The 17,019-nt window shown below is 33.7% G+C and carries 15 protein-coding genes; 8 read left to right on the top strand and 7 right to left on the bottom strand.

What is annotated here, in order from left to right; all coding sequences use genetic code 11:
- Window positions 1-7: 7 nt before the first annotated feature.
- The 8 genes from rlmB (at window position 8) to HCAN_RS04040 (ending at window position 8,620) form a co-directional block, all read left to right on the top strand.
- Window positions 8-694 (top strand): 23S rRNA (guanosine(2251)-2'-O)-methyltransferase RlmB, encoded by a 687-nt coding sequence (rlmB, locus tag HCAN_RS04005; protein ID WP_006656828.1) that lies wholly within the window; start codon window positions 8-10, stop codon window positions 692-694.
- Window positions 681-1,604 carry a hypothetical protein gene (locus HCAN_RS04010; RefSeq protein WP_006655467.1) on the top strand — a complete coding sequence of 308 codons (924 nt, stop codon included), beginning with the start codon at window positions 681-683 and terminating at the stop codon, window positions 1,602-1,604. The genes rlmB and HCAN_RS04010 overlap by 14 nt, the downstream gene beginning before the upstream one ends.
- Window positions 1,598-2,425: a hypothetical protein gene (locus HCAN_RS04015; RefSeq protein ID WP_006656829.1), complete on the top strand. Its 828-nt coding sequence runs from the start codon at window positions 1,598-1,600 to the stop codon at window positions 2,423-2,425. The genes HCAN_RS04010 and HCAN_RS04015 overlap by 7 nt, the downstream gene beginning before the upstream one ends.
- A gap of 10 nt (window positions 2,426-2,435) precedes the next feature.
- Window positions 2,436-3,647 (top strand): LL-diaminopimelate aminotransferase, encoded by a 1,212-nt coding sequence (locus HCAN_RS04020; protein ID WP_006655469.1) that lies wholly within the window; start codon window positions 2,436-2,438, stop codon window positions 3,645-3,647.
- A 7-nt stretch (window positions 3,648-3,654) separates the two neighbouring features.
- Window positions 3,655-6,057, top strand: a complete 2,403-nt coding sequence (locus HCAN_RS04025) for a heavy metal translocating P-type ATPase (RefSeq protein WP_006655470.1) — start codon at window positions 3,655-3,657, stop codon at window positions 6,055-6,057.
- 81 nt (window positions 6,058-6,138) lie between these two features.
- Window positions 6,139-6,519, top strand: a complete 381-nt coding sequence (locus tag HCAN_RS04030) for a twin-arginine translocation signal domain-containing protein (RefSeq protein WP_006655471.1) — start codon at window positions 6,139-6,141, stop codon at window positions 6,517-6,519.
- Window positions 6,516-8,186, top strand: coding sequence for an FAD-binding oxidoreductase (locus HCAN_RS04035; protein WP_006655472.1), 1,671 nt, complete (start codon window positions 6,516-6,518; stop codon window positions 8,184-8,186). Before HCAN_RS04030 ends, HCAN_RS04035 begins: the two co-directional genes overlap by 4 nt.
- Window positions 8,183-8,620: a c-type cytochrome gene (locus tag HCAN_RS04040; protein ID WP_006656830.1), complete on the top strand. Its 438-nt coding sequence runs from the start codon at window positions 8,183-8,185 to the stop codon at window positions 8,618-8,620. Before HCAN_RS04035 ends, HCAN_RS04040 begins: the two co-directional genes overlap by 4 nt.
- A 13-nt stretch (window positions 8,621-8,633) precedes the next feature.
- Here HCAN_RS04040 and HCAN_RS04045 read toward each other — a convergent pair whose 3' ends face one another.
- The 7 genes from HCAN_RS04045 to HCAN_RS04075 form a co-directional block, all read right to left on the bottom strand.
- Complete coding sequence (locus HCAN_RS04045) at window positions 8,634-11,312, bottom strand: calcium-translocating P-type ATPase, PMCA-type (protein WP_006655474.1); 2,679 nt, start codon at window positions 11,310-11,312, stop codon at window positions 8,634-8,636.
- Between the two features lie 267 nt (window positions 11,313-11,579).
- The gene (locus tag HCAN_RS04050) at window positions 11,580-12,206 is read right to left on the bottom strand and encodes a superoxide dismutase (RefSeq protein WP_006655475.1); all 627 of its coding nucleotides are present in this window, start codon (window positions 12,204-12,206) and stop codon (window positions 11,580-11,582) included.
- Window positions 12,207-12,282: 76 nt separating this feature from the next.
- Entirely contained in the window at window positions 12,283-12,603 is a 321-nt protein-coding gene (locus tag HCAN_RS04055) for a hypothetical protein (RefSeq protein WP_231232542.1), read from the bottom strand.
- Window positions 12,604-12,613: 10 nt separating this feature from the next.
- The gene (locus HCAN_RS04060) at window positions 12,614-13,933 is read right to left on the bottom strand and encodes an NFACT family protein (protein WP_006656831.1); all 1,320 of its coding nucleotides are present in this window, start codon (window positions 13,931-13,933) and stop codon (window positions 12,614-12,616) included.
- 9 nt (window positions 13,934-13,942) lie between these two features.
- A complete protein-coding gene (locus tag HCAN_RS04065) occupies window positions 13,943-15,493 on the bottom strand; it encodes a DNA repair protein RecN (RefSeq protein WP_006655478.1) in 1,551 nt (516 codons plus the stop codon).
- Entirely contained in the window at window positions 15,493-16,341 is an 849-nt protein-coding gene (locus HCAN_RS04070; RefSeq protein ID WP_006655479.1) for an NAD(+)/NADH kinase, read from the bottom strand. Before HCAN_RS04070 ends, HCAN_RS04065 begins: the two co-directional genes overlap by 1 nt.
- On the bottom strand, window positions 16,338-17,018 hold the full coding sequence (locus HCAN_RS04075) for a hypothetical protein (protein WP_006655480.1): 681 nt from the start codon (window positions 17,016-17,018) through the stop codon (window positions 16,338-16,340). The genes HCAN_RS04070 and HCAN_RS04075 overlap by 4 nt, the downstream gene beginning before the upstream one ends.
- Window position 17,019 lies beyond the last annotated feature (1 nt).

The following is a 17,019-nucleotide window of genomic DNA, read 5'->3' on the forward strand; positions in this document are numbered from 1 at the left end:
AAAATTAATGGTCGTTTATGGAAAGCGTATTGTTGAGTTAATTTTAGCACAGCATCAAGAAAAAATTATTAATATTTATTTGGCAAAAGAAGTTGATAAAACTTTTTTTAATCGCTTAAAAAAAACGCAAAAACCGATTCTAAGGCTAGATGCTAAAAAAGCACAGGCAATGGCAAAGGGTGGGAATCATCAAGGGTATTTGCTAGAGATTGAAGCCCTAGAACCAGTGGAGTTTCATTTCATTAAATCAATGGACTTTGTGCTTGTTTTGTGCGGGATTAGTGATGTTGGAAATTTGGGTTCTTTATTTCGCAGTGCTTATGGTCTCGGAGTAGATGGTATTGTCATTTGTGGGATTCATAATTTTAAACAAGAAGGTGTTTTGAGGGCGAGTTCTGGAGCAATGCTTGGAATGCCTTTTTGTGTGGTTTATAATCCTTTAGATGTATTTCACGAATTAAAGCAGGCAGACTTTGTATTGCTTGGGACAAGTTTGCAAGGGCAAAATTTACCGATTTCTTTAGAGAGCAAAAAGGCGTTAGTTTTAGGTAATGAGGGCGAGGGGCTTTCAAAAAAAGTTTTAGCAAAAATGGATTATAATCTTACAATCCCTATGAAAAGGGATTTTGATTCACTTAATGTGGGTGTAGCAGGAGCAATTTTAATAGATAGGATAATCAATGGAAGAAATTGAAAGATTAAGACAAATTGGTGTAAAGGAAATTGCCAATAGAACGCATATTGCATTAGATAAAATCAAAAAGATTTTAGAAATGGATTTTGAAGGATTGAGGGATAGGGTAACTACTATTGGTTTAATTCATATTTTGGAGCGTGAGTATCAGATTGATTTACAAAAATGGTGCGAAGAATATGAGAGTTTTTTAAAAGAAAATAAAAAAGAAAAAGAAAAGACAGAAGCCAATATTAATTTCAAAATTATGCATGAAGCCACGCCGCAAAATGATTTTAATAGCGGTTTAATCATCACGCTTATAGTGGTGATTTTACTTGCTATTGGAGCTTATTTTTATTTTAATTCCAATTTTATGGATGATTCTGCTAAAGCTGTAGAAAAGAGTACTCAAGAGTTAAATGCAGATATTAAAGAAACTTATAATGAAGCTACAGATGAGGGAGTAATTGAAGAAAATAAAAAAGAAAAAGAAGAGAATAATGCAACTCAAAGTTTAGAGATAGCACCTAATTTAAATCTTGATTCTTCTGCTTCTACGCCTTTAGAAGAGATTCCTCAAGAGGGCATCCAGCAAGAAGTTGTTGCTCAAGAAAATCTTTCACAAGAGGTTATTCCGCAAGTTGAAACAAAAGTTGAAATTCATCCTTTAACAAATGTATGGGTGGGGATTGTGTATTTAGATACCAAGCAAAGACAATCAATGATTGTGGATAAGACTTATGAAGTGGATTTAAAAAGACCGCAAACCATTATCACAGGACACGGAATGCTAGAGATAAACAATAATCAAAAAGTGGATAGTTATAATCTAGCAAGACGGATGTATTTTATGGTGAATGAAAAGGGAGAATTTATTGAAGTTAATAATGCACAATATCGCCAATATAGCGGAGGCTTGGGGTGGTAAGAAGAATCTTTTTTGTTTTGTTGTTGATTTTTTTTGCTAATTCTAAACTTTTTTGTAATTCTTTAGATTTTCATATTATTTCACTCATTGGGGTGCAAGATTATCGCGTGAATCAAAAATTCATACAAAGACTTTTTAATAATCAAGATGAATTTTTAGATGGAGTTGGACAACCTAATTTATATAAAATTTCTAAAATTCTTAAAGAAAATGGATTATTAAAGCTAACCTTTGGTAGTCCTATGGAGCTTGAATTGTCTTTTGAGATTAGGCAAAATCCAGCAGCTTTTATGAGTGTGCTCTCTGATGTTTTGGGGGCAATGGGATATTATTATTTTTTGGTTAAGCAAAGTATATTTGATAATGAAAAATATCGTTTTGTCTTATCAATGAATACAGAATATGCTATTGATCCTGTATTGTTACAGGAAAAATTACGCGATTATGGGTATAGTGTATCAAGAATTGAAAGGCAAAATATTCGGCAGTGGGTTTATGCGATTGTTCAAGATGTTTTAAAATATCCTAAAGCAATACCATTAGAAAAAAAAGTGCCTCAAAATAGTGCGAATCTTAAAGGTGAATATTGGTATTCTCTAAAAGAAGGAGGAAAGCTGCTTGTAAATAGCTCTGATAATGTTTTGTGGTATCCGAAAATTGTGTTTTTTGATGAAAATTTAGGGATTATTAAAGTGGTTTCTTTGGAGGATTCAGTCCGTGAAACAAGTGTAGTGATTCCAAGTGGGAGTGCTTTTGTTAAAATTAGTGATAATTATTTGCCAATTGTGATTAAAGGTGGTTTAAGCATAACTTTAGAATAAAGGAGTTTGGATGTTTGATGAGATTGAGTTTGAGAAAATAAAAAGATTGCCAAAATATGTGTTTGCTGCTATTAATGAGATTAAATTGCAAATGCGTCAAAATGGTGAAGATGTGATTGATTTTAGTATGGGCAATCCAGATGGTCCTACTCCAAATCATATTGTTGAAAAGCTTTGTGAAGCAGCCCATAAGCCAAAGAATCACGGATACTCTGCGAGTAAAGGAATCTATAAATTGCGATTAGCAATTGCAGATACTTATAAGCGAAAATATGGGGTGGAGTTAAATCCAGATACGCAAGTGTGTGTAGCAATGGGTTCTAAAGAGGGTTATGTGCATTTGGTGCAAGCTATTACTAATCCAGGTGATACGGCTATAGTTGCAGAACCAGCTTATCCTATTCATTATTATGCGTTTATTTTAGCAGGTGCAAATGTTGCAACTTTTGGGTTAAAATGGAATGAAGATTATGAATTGGATATGGAATCATATTTTCAATCGCTCAAAAATGCTCTACACAATACAATGCCTAAGCCAAAATTTGTTGTGACAAACTTTCCCCATAACCCAACAACGATTGTAGTGTATAAGGAATTTTATGAAAGGTTGGTAGCATTAGCCAAGCAAGAGCGATTTTATATAATTAATGATATTGCCTATGCGGATTTAAGTTTTGATGGTTATGTGGCACCTTCTATTTTTGAAGTGGATGGAGCTTTGGATGTTGCTGTTGAGGGTTATACACTCTCAAAAAGTTATAATATGGCAGGTTGGCGTGTGGGTTGTTTTGTGGGGAATGAAAGATTAATTGGCGCATTGCAAAAAATTAAAAGTTGGCTAGATTATGGGATTTATACTCCTATTCAAATTGCTTCTACCATTGCACTTAATGGGAATCAAGATTGTGTAAAAGAGATTGCAAACAAATATGAAAAGCGAATGGAAGTTTTAATAGAGAGTTTTGGAGCAGCTGGATGGAAAATGAAAAAGCCTAAAGCGAGTATGTTTATTTGGGCGGAAATCCCTGAGTGTGTGAAACATTTAGGAAGTATGGAGTTTTCTAAGCGATTATTACAAGAAGCTAAAATCGCCGTAAGCCCTGGTATTGGATTTGGACATGAAGGGGATAATTATGTGCGAATTGCATTGATTGAAAATGAAAATAGAATCCGCCAAGCTGCTAGAAACCTTAAAAAGTTTTTATCACAATTTAAAGCATAAATAAGTAATGGCTAAAAGGTGTTGTGATCACTGTCATTTAGAATTTGATGAAGCAGTTTTGATTCAAACAGAAATTGCCAATCAAAAGAAATATTTTTGTTGTAGGGGTTGTGAGGGAGTTTATAAATTATTGCAAACTCAAGGTTTGGAGGATTTTTACTCCAAACTAGGCGATCAAAAACTAGAACCCATTAAAGACAATAAAAACACAGATTTTACGCAGTATGATTCAGCCTCTTTTTTAGATCATTATGGGGAGAAAAAAGGGGATTTTTTTGAAATCTCTTTGATTTTAGAAAAGATTCATTGTATCGCTTGTGTATGGTTAAATGAAAAGATTCTCTCTCAACAAGAGGGGATTGTTGAAGTTCATATTAACTATACTAATAACAAAGCCACGATTCTTTTTGATCCTAGGCAAATAAAAGTCTCACAAATTATCCAAACAATCCAACAAATCGGTTATGATGCGCATTTTTATGATTCAAGATTGCAAGAAACCTATGCCAAAAAAGAGAAAAAAGATTATTATATAAAAATGGTCGTTGGAATCTTTTGTGTAATGAATATTATGTGGATTGCTGTGGCACAATATGCGGGGTATTTTTCAGGGATTTCACAAGAAATGCGAAATATTTTAAATATTGCTGGATTTGTTTTGGCTACTCCTGTGCTGTTTTTTAGTGGAGCAGTATTTTGGCGTGGGGCTTATATGGCATTTAAATATAAAACTCCTAATATGGATTTGCTTGTTATTAGCGGTACTGCTTTGGCTTATATTTATTCAATTTATGCGAGTTTTAAGGGGGGAGAAACTTACTTTGAATCAGTGGCGATGATTATTACTTTTGTTTTAATTGGGAAGTTTTTGGAGATTCGGGGTAAAAAAAGTGCTATAGATAGCTTAGATAAACTTAATGCACAAATACCATTTAGTGCTATGGTGAAAGTGGGTGAAAATTTTCAAGAAAAATCAATAGAATCAGTGGAAACAGGAGATATTATCCAAGTAAAACCAGGCGAGAGGGTAGCACTTGATGGGATTTTGCTCTCCAAAGAAGCCTTGTGTGATGAGAGTGCTTTGAGTGGGGAATCATTACCACAAGAAAAAATAAAGGGGCAAAATATTTATTCTGGTTCTTTAGTGTTAAACAAAAGTTTTATTTATGAGGTTACAAAGGTTTTTAAAGAATCTTTAATGACAAAAATTGTGAATTTAGTTGAAGATTCTTTAAATGCGCGTCCAAAAATTCAAGAAGTGGCAAATAAGATTTCGCGTTATTTTTCATCCGTGATTCTTTTGTTTGCTTTGATAACTTTTGGGCTATGGCATTTTGTTTGGGAAGTAAGTTTTGATAAAAGTTTAATGGTGATGATTTCTGTGATTATCATTGCTTGTCCTTGCGCTTTGGCTTTGGCTACGCCTATTGCTTCTTTGGTGGGACTTGGAGAGGCTTTTAAACAAAAGGTGCTTTTTAGGGAAGCGAGATTTTTAGAAGTTATTGCTAAGGCAAATGCATTGGTAGTGGATAAAACAGGCACACTAACAGAAGGTAAATTGCGTGTTGTTGGATTAAAGGATTTTGGTGCAAAGACTAGCGATTTTGAGATTTTGTATGGAATGGTTGAAAAAAGTGCTCATCCAATTAGTGTAGCATTGTTAGGGTATTTTGAAAATTTATATAAAAAAGCACAAGTGGAGAGTGTAGAGCAAATTAGCACTAGAGGGATTAAAGCTCAAGTCAATGGTCAAAGTTATGTGGGTGGAAACTTAGAGTTACTTAAAGAAAGTGGGGTGATGATACCAAAAGACTTGCAGGAATCTCACAATAGTGTTTTTTATTTTGCCAGAGAAGATTGCCTTTTAGCAGAATTTTCATTAGAAGATACACTTAAAAAAGATGCTAAAGAATCTATAGAAAAAATTAAAAAAATGGGAATTGATGTCATTTTATTAAGTGGAGACAATGGAAGTGTTTGTCAAAGGGTGGCAGAAACTCTTGGGATTAGCGAATATTATGCCAAGCAAAACCCTATAGATAAAGCAGATTTTATTGATAAGCTTCATCAAAAAGGAAAAATTGTGGTTATGGCAGGAGATGGGATTAATGATTCTATAGCTTTAAGCAGGAGTGATATTGCCATTGCAATGGGTAGTGGGATTGATGTAGCAATTGGGGTGAGCGATATTGTTGTGCTAGATGATAGCGTTAATGGCATTACTGAAGCTTTTAGAATTGGGAAAAGGACTTTTAGATTTATTAAACAAAATCTTTGGATTTCATTGTTGTATAATGCTTTTATGATTCCATTAGCAATGTTGGGTTATGTTATTCCGCTTGTTGCGGCACTCTCTATGTCTTTAAGCTCACTTGTTGTTGTGGGCAATAGTTTGCGGATAAAAAAATAATTTGTTTAAATATTTTTTAACCTTTCTTGTAAGATAATTCCAAAGTTAAAATATATTTTAACTTTTTACAAGGAGATATGAATGACAAAGATTTCTCGTAGAAATTTTTTAAAAACCACTGCCTTAACTGCAGTTTCTCTCTCCAGTTTGAATGCTTCTTATTTAGAAGTTCCTCAAACTTTTAAACAAGTCAAATATTTTATAAAAGATAGTGAAGTTTCTTATCAAGAAGCTTTTGTGAATGTTGATAATGTCTTAGTTGTTGAGAGAGATATTGGCGATATTTATGCAAAGCTTAAGGAAATCTTTGCTGATAAAGCACTTGTGGGAAGCGTGAGTAGTGGGGCAACCTTTTTTGTAATACAAAGAATGGCGGCAGATTATGGTATGCATGTCGCTTATAAAGAAAAGCAGGGCGATATTTATACTTGGATTTTAGCGCCCAAAGGAGTTAGGTTATGATTTTACCAAGAGATGTTACACAAAGTGATTTTACAGCTGCAGTAGCAAAATTTGAAAAAGCTTTAGGAAAAGAATGGGTATTTAGCTCTCAAGAAGATTTAGAGCTTTATAGAGATGCTTATAGTCCGCAATGGGGCGATGATGATGAACCTATTGCTTCTTTGGCACTTGCACCAAAAAATGTGGAAGAAGTGCAAGCAATTGTTAAGATTGCCAATGAATTTAAGATACCACTCTTTCCTATTTCTACAGGTAAGAATTTAGGCTATGGTTCTTGTGCGCCACAACAAAGAGGGCAAGTTGTAGTGGATCTCAAAAGAATGAATAAAATCATTGAAGTAGATGATAAAAGAAATTTCTGTATTGTTGAACCTGGTGTAAGCTATTTTGATTTGTATGAATATGTTGAAAAAAATAATCTCAATGTTTTCTTAGATATTCCTGATCCAGGTTGGGGATCACCATTAGGAAATGCACTTGATCATGGTTGGGGATATAGCTATGGAATGTATCGAGATCATTTTGGATCACATTGTGGTATGGAAGTAGTATTAGCTAATGGAGAAATTTTGCGCACAGGTATGGGAGCATTGCCTAAAGCTAAAACTTTTGCAGAAAATAAATATGGTTATGGACCTTATGTGGATGGATTATTTTCTCAATCAAACTTCGGAATTGTTACTAAAATGGGATTTTGGATGATGCCAAAACCAGAACACTATATGCTAATTTCTATTAAAATGAAAAAACGCGAAGATTTGATTCCAGCGGTTGAAATTTTAAATTACCTTGAAGATAGTTTTATTGTAGGTTGGCCACAATATTTCAGTCCTCTTAATCCACCTTATGGAAAGCCTATGAATGAGGAATTAAAAGGTTACCTTACTAGTAAAAATGGCTTACCTGATATGAATAAAATACAAAATTATGCTTTAAAGAATAAAATTCCTTATTGGAATATTGATGTTTCTATATATGGCTGTAAAGAAGTGTGCTATGCAAATTTAGAATACATTAAGCGACGGTTTAAAGTGATTGATGGTGTGGATATTTCTATTGTTCAGGAATTTGACTTGCCTTTGAAATTGGAACAAAAAAAGCAATTAAAACACAAAGTTGCTCTTGGTATTCCAAATATGGAGATCTTTTGGATTAGCACAAGAGGAGAAGCAAGAGAGCCTAGCGATGGACACGTATGGTTCTCACCAATCATTCCACGCGATGGTAGAGAACTTTTGAAATGCCAAGAAGTGTATATGGAATTATTTAGGGAATTTGGAGTAGAATCTCCTATCACTCCTTTCTCTCATCCTAGAAGCTGGATGTATCGAGCATTCTGTTTTATGTTAGCCTTTAATAATTCTAGAACTGATCAAGCCTATAATTTTAAAGTGCGTCAAATGTATCGTGCAATGGTAAAAACTGCCGCTGAAAATGGTTGGGGAGATTATCGTGCTGCTCCGACTTTCCAAGATGATGTTATGGGAGCATATTCTTATAATAACCATATTTTGAGACGATTTAACGAGCAGCTTAAAGATTGCGTTGATCCAAATGGAATCTTGGCTCCTGGTCGTGGTGGTATTTGGCCTAAAAATTTAAGAGAGGAGCGTTTTGCTAACAATAAACGCGATGCCTTAATGAAAAAAGAAGGGAGAGAAAAATGAAAAAAGCAGGATTAATTTTTCTAGCATTATTGGCTTGTGCCTTAAATGCTAATAGTAAAAATGCTGATTGGTTACCTAAGGGAGAATCTGTTGGTGTATTTGAGTATGTCCCAAATAATCCAATGTCTCCTGCGGCTTTTTCTACTATTGATAGTAAGACTTTAAATGCCAATCAAAAGAAAGGTCAGAAGATCTATAGTCGATGGTGTGAAGCTTGTCATGGTGAGGGAATGCCTGGAACTAATGCACTTGCTGTTGTTTATAAAGGGCAAGATATCCCTGCTCTTTTGGAAGATAGAACAGATTTAAGTGTGGATTTGGTTAAGGTGTTTGTGCGTTATGGTAAGCACTCTATGCCATTTTTTAGAAAAACTGAAATTAGCGATGAAGAATTGCAATATTTGGGAGAATATCTCAGTAGAAATTACAAATAAAATACAAAGCTTTCTAGGAAAGATTATTTTTCCTAGAAACTTTGAGTAAAAAGCGAACAATTTCTCCTACAATAATAACACTAAAACCTACAAATAATATTTTTACCCACATTATCAAATCTAATGGTGTTGTCTTGAAAGCTTCTCCTCCAAATTCTACGATTAAGACTTGCAAAGCAAAAGTAAGAATAAAAACTCCAAGCATAAGGCGATTGTTGGTAAGGTTTTTAAAAATACTTTGATTATGCAATTCCCTTGCATTAAATGCATTGAAGAGTTGAAAAATAACAAAAAGAGTAAAAAGAACAGAGCTTTTTTCTTCAGGAGTTGCACCTAAGAAATTTGTAAAATATTGCAAGAGACATACAAAAGCAATGAATACTCCATTAATTATAATAAGAATTAGCATATCTTTAGTTATAATGTTGGCATTTCGCTTAATAGGTTTTTGAGCTAAAAGGTTTTTTGAAATGGGCTCTAATCCTAAGGTTAGTGCAGGTGGTCCATCCATAATGAGATTTACCCATAAAAGTTGCAAAGCACTAAAGGGTGCTGTTAATCCTGCGATAACTGCGAATAAAACAATCATTACAGAGGAAAGATTAACGGTGAGTTGGAATTGAATGAAGCGTTGGAAATTTTGATAGATACCTCTTCCCCATTCAATAGCTTTAACAATGGTTGCAAAACTATCATTAAGTAAGATAATATCGCTTGCTGCTTTGGAGACTTCTGTCCCGCTAATTCCCATAGCGATTCCAACATCTGCGTTTTTAAGGGCTGGAGCATCGTTAATTCCATCTCCGCTTAAAGCTACAACATTACCTTGAGATTTTAAAATATTAACAATTTGCATCTTGGTATCTGGCGTGGATCGTGCAATGATTTTGATTTTTGGGAGAATTTGAAGTAATTCTTTTTGGTTTAAATTCTCTAGCTCACTAGCTTCAATGGCAATAGAATTATGATCTAGTAAATGCAGTTGATTTCCGATGGCTTTAGCAGTAGAAAGGTTGTCTCCTGTTAGAATCTTAACATCAATTCCTGCTTTTTTGCAATCCATAATGGCTTCATATACTTCAGGACGCAATGGATCAGAAATTGCTACAAAGCCATCAAAAATCATTTGAGATTCAAGTAATTCTCTGTCTTTAACATCTCTATCATCTGTAATTTCTTTGTGCGCAAAGGCAATAACGCGATAGGCAAGATTTTGAAAGTAAAGAATTTGTTTGTTAATCTTTAGTGCATCTTGGCAAGGCATCATCTTACATTGACTTAGGATTTTTTCGGGACTTCCTTTGCTTAGACAAAGAATTTTTCCTTTAAAATCTACTAGGCTTGTCATATTTTTTGTTTGCGAGAAAAAAGGAAAGGAATGTAAGATTTTAAAATTCTTGCGTATTTCTTTGTAATGGAATCCTATTTTCTCTCCAAAAACAAGTAGGGCACATTCGGTTGGGTTGCCAATAAAATCGTATTTTTCTCCTTTTTGGCTGATATCGGCAGTGGAATTTAATGCAGCATTATGAAGCATAAAAAAAGCAGAATCTTTAATGGGGCTTGTTTGGAGATTTTGTAGAGAGTGAGAATGGAATTCAAAGATTCTGTCTTGAATAAAGGAATGTTCCACGCTCATTTGATTTTGAGTAAGTGTTCCAGTTTTGTCGCTACAAATGATATTAACACAGCCAATTGTTTCACAAGCAATAAGTTTTTTAATGAGAGCATTTTGTTTAGACATTTTAATAATATTAAGAGCCAATGATATGGCTACAATGGTAGGCAAACCTTCTGGGACGGAGGCAACAATAAGAACAATGCTTGAGATAAAAGCCTGTGTAATGTTTTCAAAATTAATAGTGTCTCTTAGAATAAAAAAGATGACTTGTATGAGAAAGGCTAAAAATGCAGCACTTGCTCCAAAAATTGTGATTTTTCCACTAAGCTTTTGGAGTTTTTCTTGTAAGGGTGTTGTGGTTTGGATTGTTTGATCAAGGGCTTTTGCTATTTTTCCAAATTCAGTGTGATTCCCAACAGCTACACAAATAGCTTTTGCATTGCCTTGGGTGATAAAGCAACCGCTATAAAGCATATTTTCATAAGTATTATTAGGAGTGTGATTAGAGAGAATAGGATTCTTGATGCTTGGCATACTTTCACCTGTAAGGCTTGATTCGTTGCACATTAGGCTTTGAGAATGTATAATGCGACAATCACAGGGAATCTTATTGCCAGTTTCTAAAAGTAAAATATCGCCATTAACAATCTCTTCTTGCGGGATAAGCTTAACTTCTCCATCACGCAAAGTTTTTATGGTATTGCCTTGAGTGATAGCATTGAGAGCTTCAAAGGCTTTTTGGCTTTTATTTTCCATAATAAGCGTAATAGCCACAGAAAGAAATATGGCAATAAAAATGCCAATACATTCTAAAAAGTTTGATTGATTGTGGTAGAGATATTCATAGATATTAATTCCAAGAGCAAGAAAGGCAGCAAAAATAAGCAATAAAACCATAGGTTCTTTGAGTGCTTCTAGGAGTTGCTTTGTAAGTGTGGGTGGAGGGGATTTTTCAAAGATATTTGCACCAAATTTTTGCTTGTTTTCTAAGGCTTGTTTGGAAGTTAATCCATTTTCTTGATCGCTTTGAAATTTGGTAAAGAGTTCTTGTAATGGAATATCGTGAAACATTTAGCTCCTTTTTGACTATATATGAAGCTAAATTTTAGGAAGTTTTAAGAATCATATATAGCTATATAAGTTATATATGAGTCTCATAATTTAAGGCAAAACCAGATGAAAATCATCAGTATGTTGGTTTGCCACAAGTAAAATAAAAACTTGCTTACTACTCCCTCATAAGTCTAAAATTATAGCAAAAAATTTTTAAGAATACAAAAGAAGCTATGAAAGAATATTGTAAGTAGCCCCTAAAGGCTACTTTTGCTTTAAGATTTTTTAAGCGTGGAGAGAGTTCATATAGAAATTTACAGAGTTTAATCCTTCTTTTTTTGCCCATTCTAGTGATTTAGAAACAAAATCCCAATGAATATGGCTAAAGAATTTCTCTAAATAAGCAGGTCTAGCATTTCTGTAATCTACATAATAAGCGTGTTCCCAAACATCAACCACTAAAACAGGAATCAAACCTTGTGTAACAGGAGTTTGTGCATTGCTTGTTTGAACAATTTCTAGTTTTTTAGAGTTTGGATTATACACAACCCAGCACCAACCAGAACCAAAAAGTGTAGTGGCAGATTGTAAGAAAGTTTCTTTAAATTTATCAAAACTTCCAAAACTCTCATTGATAGCTTCTTGCAATTCGTTGCTTAATGGAGTTTCTTTTGGTGAGAGGCAATCCCAATAAAAATCGTGATTATAAACCTGTGCGGCGTTGTTAAAGATTCCGCCTTGAGCTTTTGTTACAATTTCAAATAAAGAAGCTGATTCAAATTCTGTGCCTTTAATGAGATTGTTAAGGTTATTGATATAAGTTTGGTGATGTTTTCCATAATGGAATTCACAGGTTTCTTTGCTAATAAAGCCTTGGATTTCATTAAAAGGTAGTTTGCGTAAATTAAACATATTTTTCCTTTATTTTTTGATATTTTAGACTTTGAAAGTCAGCTAGAATTTTACAAAATAAAAATAAAAAAATGAATTAAACTGAAATATTTAAATGTTGAATCAATCCCTCTTCATTAGTTTGAATTTCATCTTGAGAATCTTCTTTTTTAGAAGTTTTTTGTGTGGCTTCTTGATTCTCTTGTTCTTGCTTGCCATTGCCTTCTTTATCTTCATTGGTTTTTAGAGTTTCTTCAGTGGGGCGTACTTCTTGGACTTCATTTTGCTTATCTTGCATTTCTTGGAGATTAACCATAGATTGAAAGTCTAATTTAACTTGGGTGTTTGCTTGTTGAATCGAACTAACTTGTGAATTTTGATTAATATAATTTACATTGCTAATTGGAGAGACTGCCATTTTTTCTCCTTTATCTCTTTGTGATTTGGAGTGTTTGCTCCTTTCCATAGATTACATTTGCACCTTGAGTAATTTTTACAAATTTCCTTTTGGTATAATCCACTTCATAATTTCCACTAAAGCTTTTTAAAAAGCCTACTAAAATCTTAGCAGCTTTTTGCAAGATTATATCAGGAATCTTGTTTTTTCCACAATGAATAATGAGATGGGAACTTGGAATATCACGGATATGCATCCAAATATCATCAGCTTTTGCTTCTTTAAGCAAGGCTATATTTTCTTTTTCATTCTTGCCGATAGAGACCTTGAAACCTTCGATAAAAAAGCTTTCAAAGGATTTAGAATTTTTCTTTTGCTTAGCTTCTTTTTGGGAGTTTGAATCTAAAATTTGCAAATCATTAAGATTTGTTACATTTTGAACCATTTCTAAAAGTTTGGTATAAAAAGCTATTTTGTCTTGCAAATTCTCTTCTTGAAGATGGATATTTTGTGCTTTTTTGCTTAGTTTTTTGGAATTTTCAAAGAAAATTTGTGCGGCATGGCTTAGAGAAGTAGCTTTTGGCGGAAGCGTGATTTTGGTATCTTGGAGAATAATTTCTGTGTCTTTGAAATTGGGATAAAGATAGAGATTTTGAAGAATGAGTTTTCCATAATTTGATTTGTTTTGTGCGGTTTTTTCTAACTCTTGTTTATTTTCTAAATTTTTTAAAAAATATTGAAGTTGCTTGATTTTTTGAGTGATGTGGGTGCTTGATTTTTGGATTTTTTGTTTTAATTCATTTTCTTTAATTTTTAAAAAATTATTTTTAAGAGTCTCTAAAAGCTCACCTTCATCTTTTAAAATCGGCTTTTTGTCGGGTTGTGGGAGTGGTAAAAGAGGGCGTGAGATTTTGACTTCGCGGAAAGATTGTTCTTTTGTGATGTGTCGCAAAGCATCAATGACAATGAAGTTTGGAGTAAGCAAAATAAGATTGGTGTAGCAACCTGTAAATTCGGCTTGTAAAAGAGTGATGCTTGTTTTATAGCTGTTTTGCGTTTCTAAGAAAAGCTGTAAAATCCGATTATCACCATCAACTTTGGCATTTTTGATTTGGGCATTGTAGCAGAGTTTTTGGAGACTTTTATCAAAAGGGGCATTATAGAGTTTAGGGGGGATTAATTGATCTTGTGTGAGATAAATGCTGCTTTTGGATTTGCTTAGATCAAAGTAAAAGATTTCTCCGCTAATGTCAAGTTTAAAAAGATTATCCCCAATGCGTTTAATGGAGCGAAGTTTTTTGGGAGAATCATTAAGATAGAGAGCAAATTTTTTAAGGGTGCTTAGATTCATTGTTTATCTTTAGAAATTTTGGAGTCGCTTGGTGGCAAAATCAATGGCTTCTTGTGTGATTTCATTACCACTAATCATTCGTGCAATCTCATAGATTCTACCTTCTTTGTCAAGCAAGGTAATTTGCGATCCTTGGGGTTGTTTTTGGACAAGGAAATGAGAATGTGCCAAGCTTGGCATATGAGATTGGTGAGAAATAGCAAAGATTTGATAGTTTTGTGAGAGTTGATATAAAACTTCCGCAACTCCTTGAGATTCCTCTCCGCTTAAGTTTGCATCAATTTCATCTAAAATGATAATGGATTGATTCTTTGCTTGTGTGTTTTGAGTAAGCAAAAGAGCTAGAGAGAATCGATTAAATTCCCCAGCACTTAAATTTTTTAATTCTGTGTTAAGGGTAATATTAAAATTAACATTCCCTAAAATCCCCCATAAATCAAGTGAAATTTCTTGAAGTGAGATATTAGCAGGGGGCATTTTTAGATTTTTTAAAGTGGCATTGAGTGCTTTAAGGAATGAGGGGAGATTGGAATTTCTTGATTTTAAGAGAATTTCAGCACTTTTTTTAAGTGATTCTTGGCATTGATTGAGAGCATTTTGAGATTCTTTTAAAAGAATGTCTAGATTTTCATACTTAGCAAGTTCTTCTTTTTTGTTCTTTAAGGTTTCTATGGCTTCATCCACACCACCATAGCGATGTTTTAAAGCACTTAAGGCTTCGATTCGATTGAGAATCGTTTCAGGATCAATCGATTCAATCTCGCTTAATCGCTCACTTTCTTGCTGACAAATTGTTTCTAATTCATTGAGTGCATTTAAAATGGAATCGTTTTTACAATCAATAAGGTTGAGAAAGTTTGAGATTTTGTGAGTTTGACTTAAGAAACCTTGAATTTCTTGAAGACTTTGAGCTATTTTTTCTTTTTTGGAAAATTCTTTTTTAAGCAGTAAAAGTTCTTCATATTCCCCTTTTTTAGGATTAAGTGTTTCTAGTTTTTGGATTTCAAATTGCAAAAATTCTTTGAGCTCATTGACTTTAAGCGATTCTTCTTGGAGTTTTTTGAGAGTATTTTTGGCATTTTGGTATGCACTAAAGGCATTTTGATAGTCTTCTAAAAAGTTTTTGTGTTTTGAATCTTGAGTGCTGCAAAATGAATCTAAAGCAAAAAAAAGATTCTCTTCTTTGAAAGAATTGTAAGATTTTGTCCCTAAATGTTTTAAAAATGGGGCAAAGATTTCAGTAATTTTCTTTTTGGGGATATTTTGTGCGTTTAGAAAATAGCGGATTTTGTCTTTTTTGGTAAGTGTTAAGATAACTTCACCCTCATCAATTAAGCCTTGAAATTCTTCTGGGATTCCATAAAGTTCTAGCGTGGCTTCTAGGGTTTGTGCGTTGCTTTCTTTTAGTCCAAAAAGGGCTAGGATCGATTCCATTAAAACAGATTTTCCAGCTCCACTTGCCCCACTAAAGACATTAAAAAAAGGCGAGGGTTCAAAACAAGCGACTTTAAAAGCAGGAGAATCTTTAATAACGATTTTTTTGATTAAGATTTTTTGCATTATTCATAATCTCCCCAATGAAATTTTTCTTTGAGAATCTTAAAGTAATCCCAATGAATATTGTGGATGAGTTTGGCTCCATCTTTTTTGGTTTTTATGGAGATTTTTTGTCCGGATTTAAGAGTTTTGTTTTCTTGTCCATCAATGATAATGTTACAAATTCCTTGTTCTCCAAGCTCTATATCAATGGTAAAATTTGCAGGTAAAATTAAGGGTCTTTGGGTTAAAGAATGCGCACAGATAGGTGTTAAAAGCAAATTATGAGAGAAGGGGTAGACAACTGCACCACCTGCACTAATATTATAAGCTGTAGATCCTGTTGGAGTGGCAAGAATCAAACCATCTCCATAATAGGAATTAAAATAATTCCCATCAATAGAGGCTTTAAGATGAATCATAGAAGCATCATTGGGGCGAGCTAAAATAATATCATTGAGCGCAAAAAAGCTTACTGTATTATCAATTTTCCCTTCAAGCATCATATGGTTAGTAATATTGTAGTTTCCAGTTTTAAGATTTGGCAAAAAAGATTTAACTTCGTGTTTTTGTAAATCTGTAAGGAATCCCAAATGTCCCATATTGATTCCTAAAATTGGCTTTTGGTATGAAAAGGAGCGTCTAGCGGTAGAAATAAGTGTGCCATCACCTCCAATCGAAATTAAAGCATCGCAATATTGGCAGAGTTCTTGGAAGTTTAAACCATTTCGATTAATCATACCGCCACTAATAGAATCTAATAAAACTTCAAAACCAAGTGAATGGGCAAGACTTTGGAATTCTAAAAAATATTCTTTGAGTTCGGGGGTTGATGGGCGTAAAATTACGCCTAGAGTGTGGATTGCTTTCATTCTACAAAATAAGCTTTGATTCTATAGCCTCGTTGGTCTTTTAATTCTAGGCTTGGACCTTCAAAAGCAGTAACATTTGGAAGCTTTTTGTTGATTTCTCTAATCGCATTCCACGCTCTAAAACTAGCCAAACCTTCTTGTTTGAGTTCAGGTGAAAGTCCTTTATAAGGGTTGTTATCAACAATTCCTTGCACTTCAAAAGCGACAACTTTTTTGTCATTTTCTAGTTCTTTGCTAATTTTAGTGGCAAGAGAAAGGAGGCAGCCTTGTGGAATCTCCCATTTTCCAGTTTGCATTGAAAAACATTCTGCTATGATTTGTTTTTTGGGTTTAATAGTGTAGCGTAATTGCAATGTGGTTGGCTTCTGTGTTGTTGAGTTATCAAACGATTGAGAAAGGCTTTGAAGCTCTTTTTCTTTTTGAATAAGCGCATTTTGTAAGCGTTGAATTTCCTCATCTTTAGCATATTCTTGATTGGAGGGTTGAATCTCTTGAGATTCTAGAGAGTTTTGTAGATTATTAATGACATTTTTGCCTACTTCGTTATTGAGTAGATAGTAACCTAAGCCAAAGACAATAATAATGAGCAAGATTAATAATAGTAGATAAGTTAGGAAATGACTTTTTTTGGGTTTTTCTTCAAAGCTTAATTCAACAGATTCGTTTTCTTTTGACATT

It is taken from the genome of Helicobacter canadensis MIT 98-5491, from assembly GCF_000162575.1.
In the GTDB taxonomy this organism is placed as follows: domain Bacteria; phylum Campylobacterota; class Campylobacteria; order Campylobacterales; family Helicobacteraceae; genus Helicobacter_D; species Helicobacter_D canadensis.

Coding starts and splice junctions, on each gene's coding strand:
- rlmB (WP_006656828.1), top strand. CDS start 8: ATGGTCGTTTATGGAAAGCGTATTGTTGAGTTAATTTTAGCACAGCAT.
- HCAN_RS04010 (WP_006655467.1), top strand. CDS start 681: ATGGAAGAAATTGAAAGATTAAGACAAATTGGTGTAAAGGAAATTGCC.
- HCAN_RS04020 (WP_006655469.1), top strand. CDS start 2,436: ATGTTTGATGAGATTGAGTTTGAGAAAATAAAAAGATTGCCAAAATAT.
- HCAN_RS04025 (WP_006655470.1), top strand. CDS start 3,655: ATGGCTAAAAGGTGTTGTGATCACTGTCATTTAGAATTTGATGAAGCA.
- HCAN_RS04030 (WP_006655471.1), top strand. CDS start 6,139: ATGACAAAGATTTCTCGTAGAAATTTTTTAAAAACCACTGCCTTAACT.
- HCAN_RS04035 (WP_006655472.1), top strand. CDS start 6,516: ATGATTTTACCAAGAGATGTTACACAAAGTGATTTTACAGCTGCAGTA.
- HCAN_RS04040 (WP_006656830.1), top strand. CDS start 8,183: ATGAAAAAAGCAGGATTAATTTTTCTAGCATTATTGGCTTGTGCCTTA.
- HCAN_RS04045 (WP_006655474.1), bottom strand. CDS start 11,312: ATGTTTCACGATATTCCATTACAAGAACTCTTTACCAAATTTCAAAGC.
- HCAN_RS04050 (WP_006655475.1), bottom strand. CDS start 12,206: ATGTTTAATTTACGCAAACTACCTTTTAATGAAATCCAAGGCTTTATT.
- HCAN_RS04055 (WP_231232542.1), bottom strand. CDS start 12,603: ATGGCAGTCTCTCCAATTAGCAATGTAAATTATATTAATCAAAATTCA.
- HCAN_RS04060 (WP_006656831.1), bottom strand. CDS start 13,933: ATGAATCTAAGCACCCTTAAAAAATTTGCTCTCTATCTTAATGATTCT.
- HCAN_RS04065 (WP_006655478.1), bottom strand. CDS start 15,493: ATGCAAAAAATCTTAATCAAAAAAATCGTTATTAAAGATTCTCCTGCT.
- HCAN_RS04070 (WP_006655479.1), bottom strand. CDS start 16,341: ATGAAAGCAATCCACACTCTAGGCGTAATTTTACGCCCATCAACCCCC.
- HCAN_RS04075 (WP_006655480.1), bottom strand. CDS start 17,018: ATGTCAAAAGAAAACGAATCTGTTGAATTAAGCTTTGAAGAAAAACCC.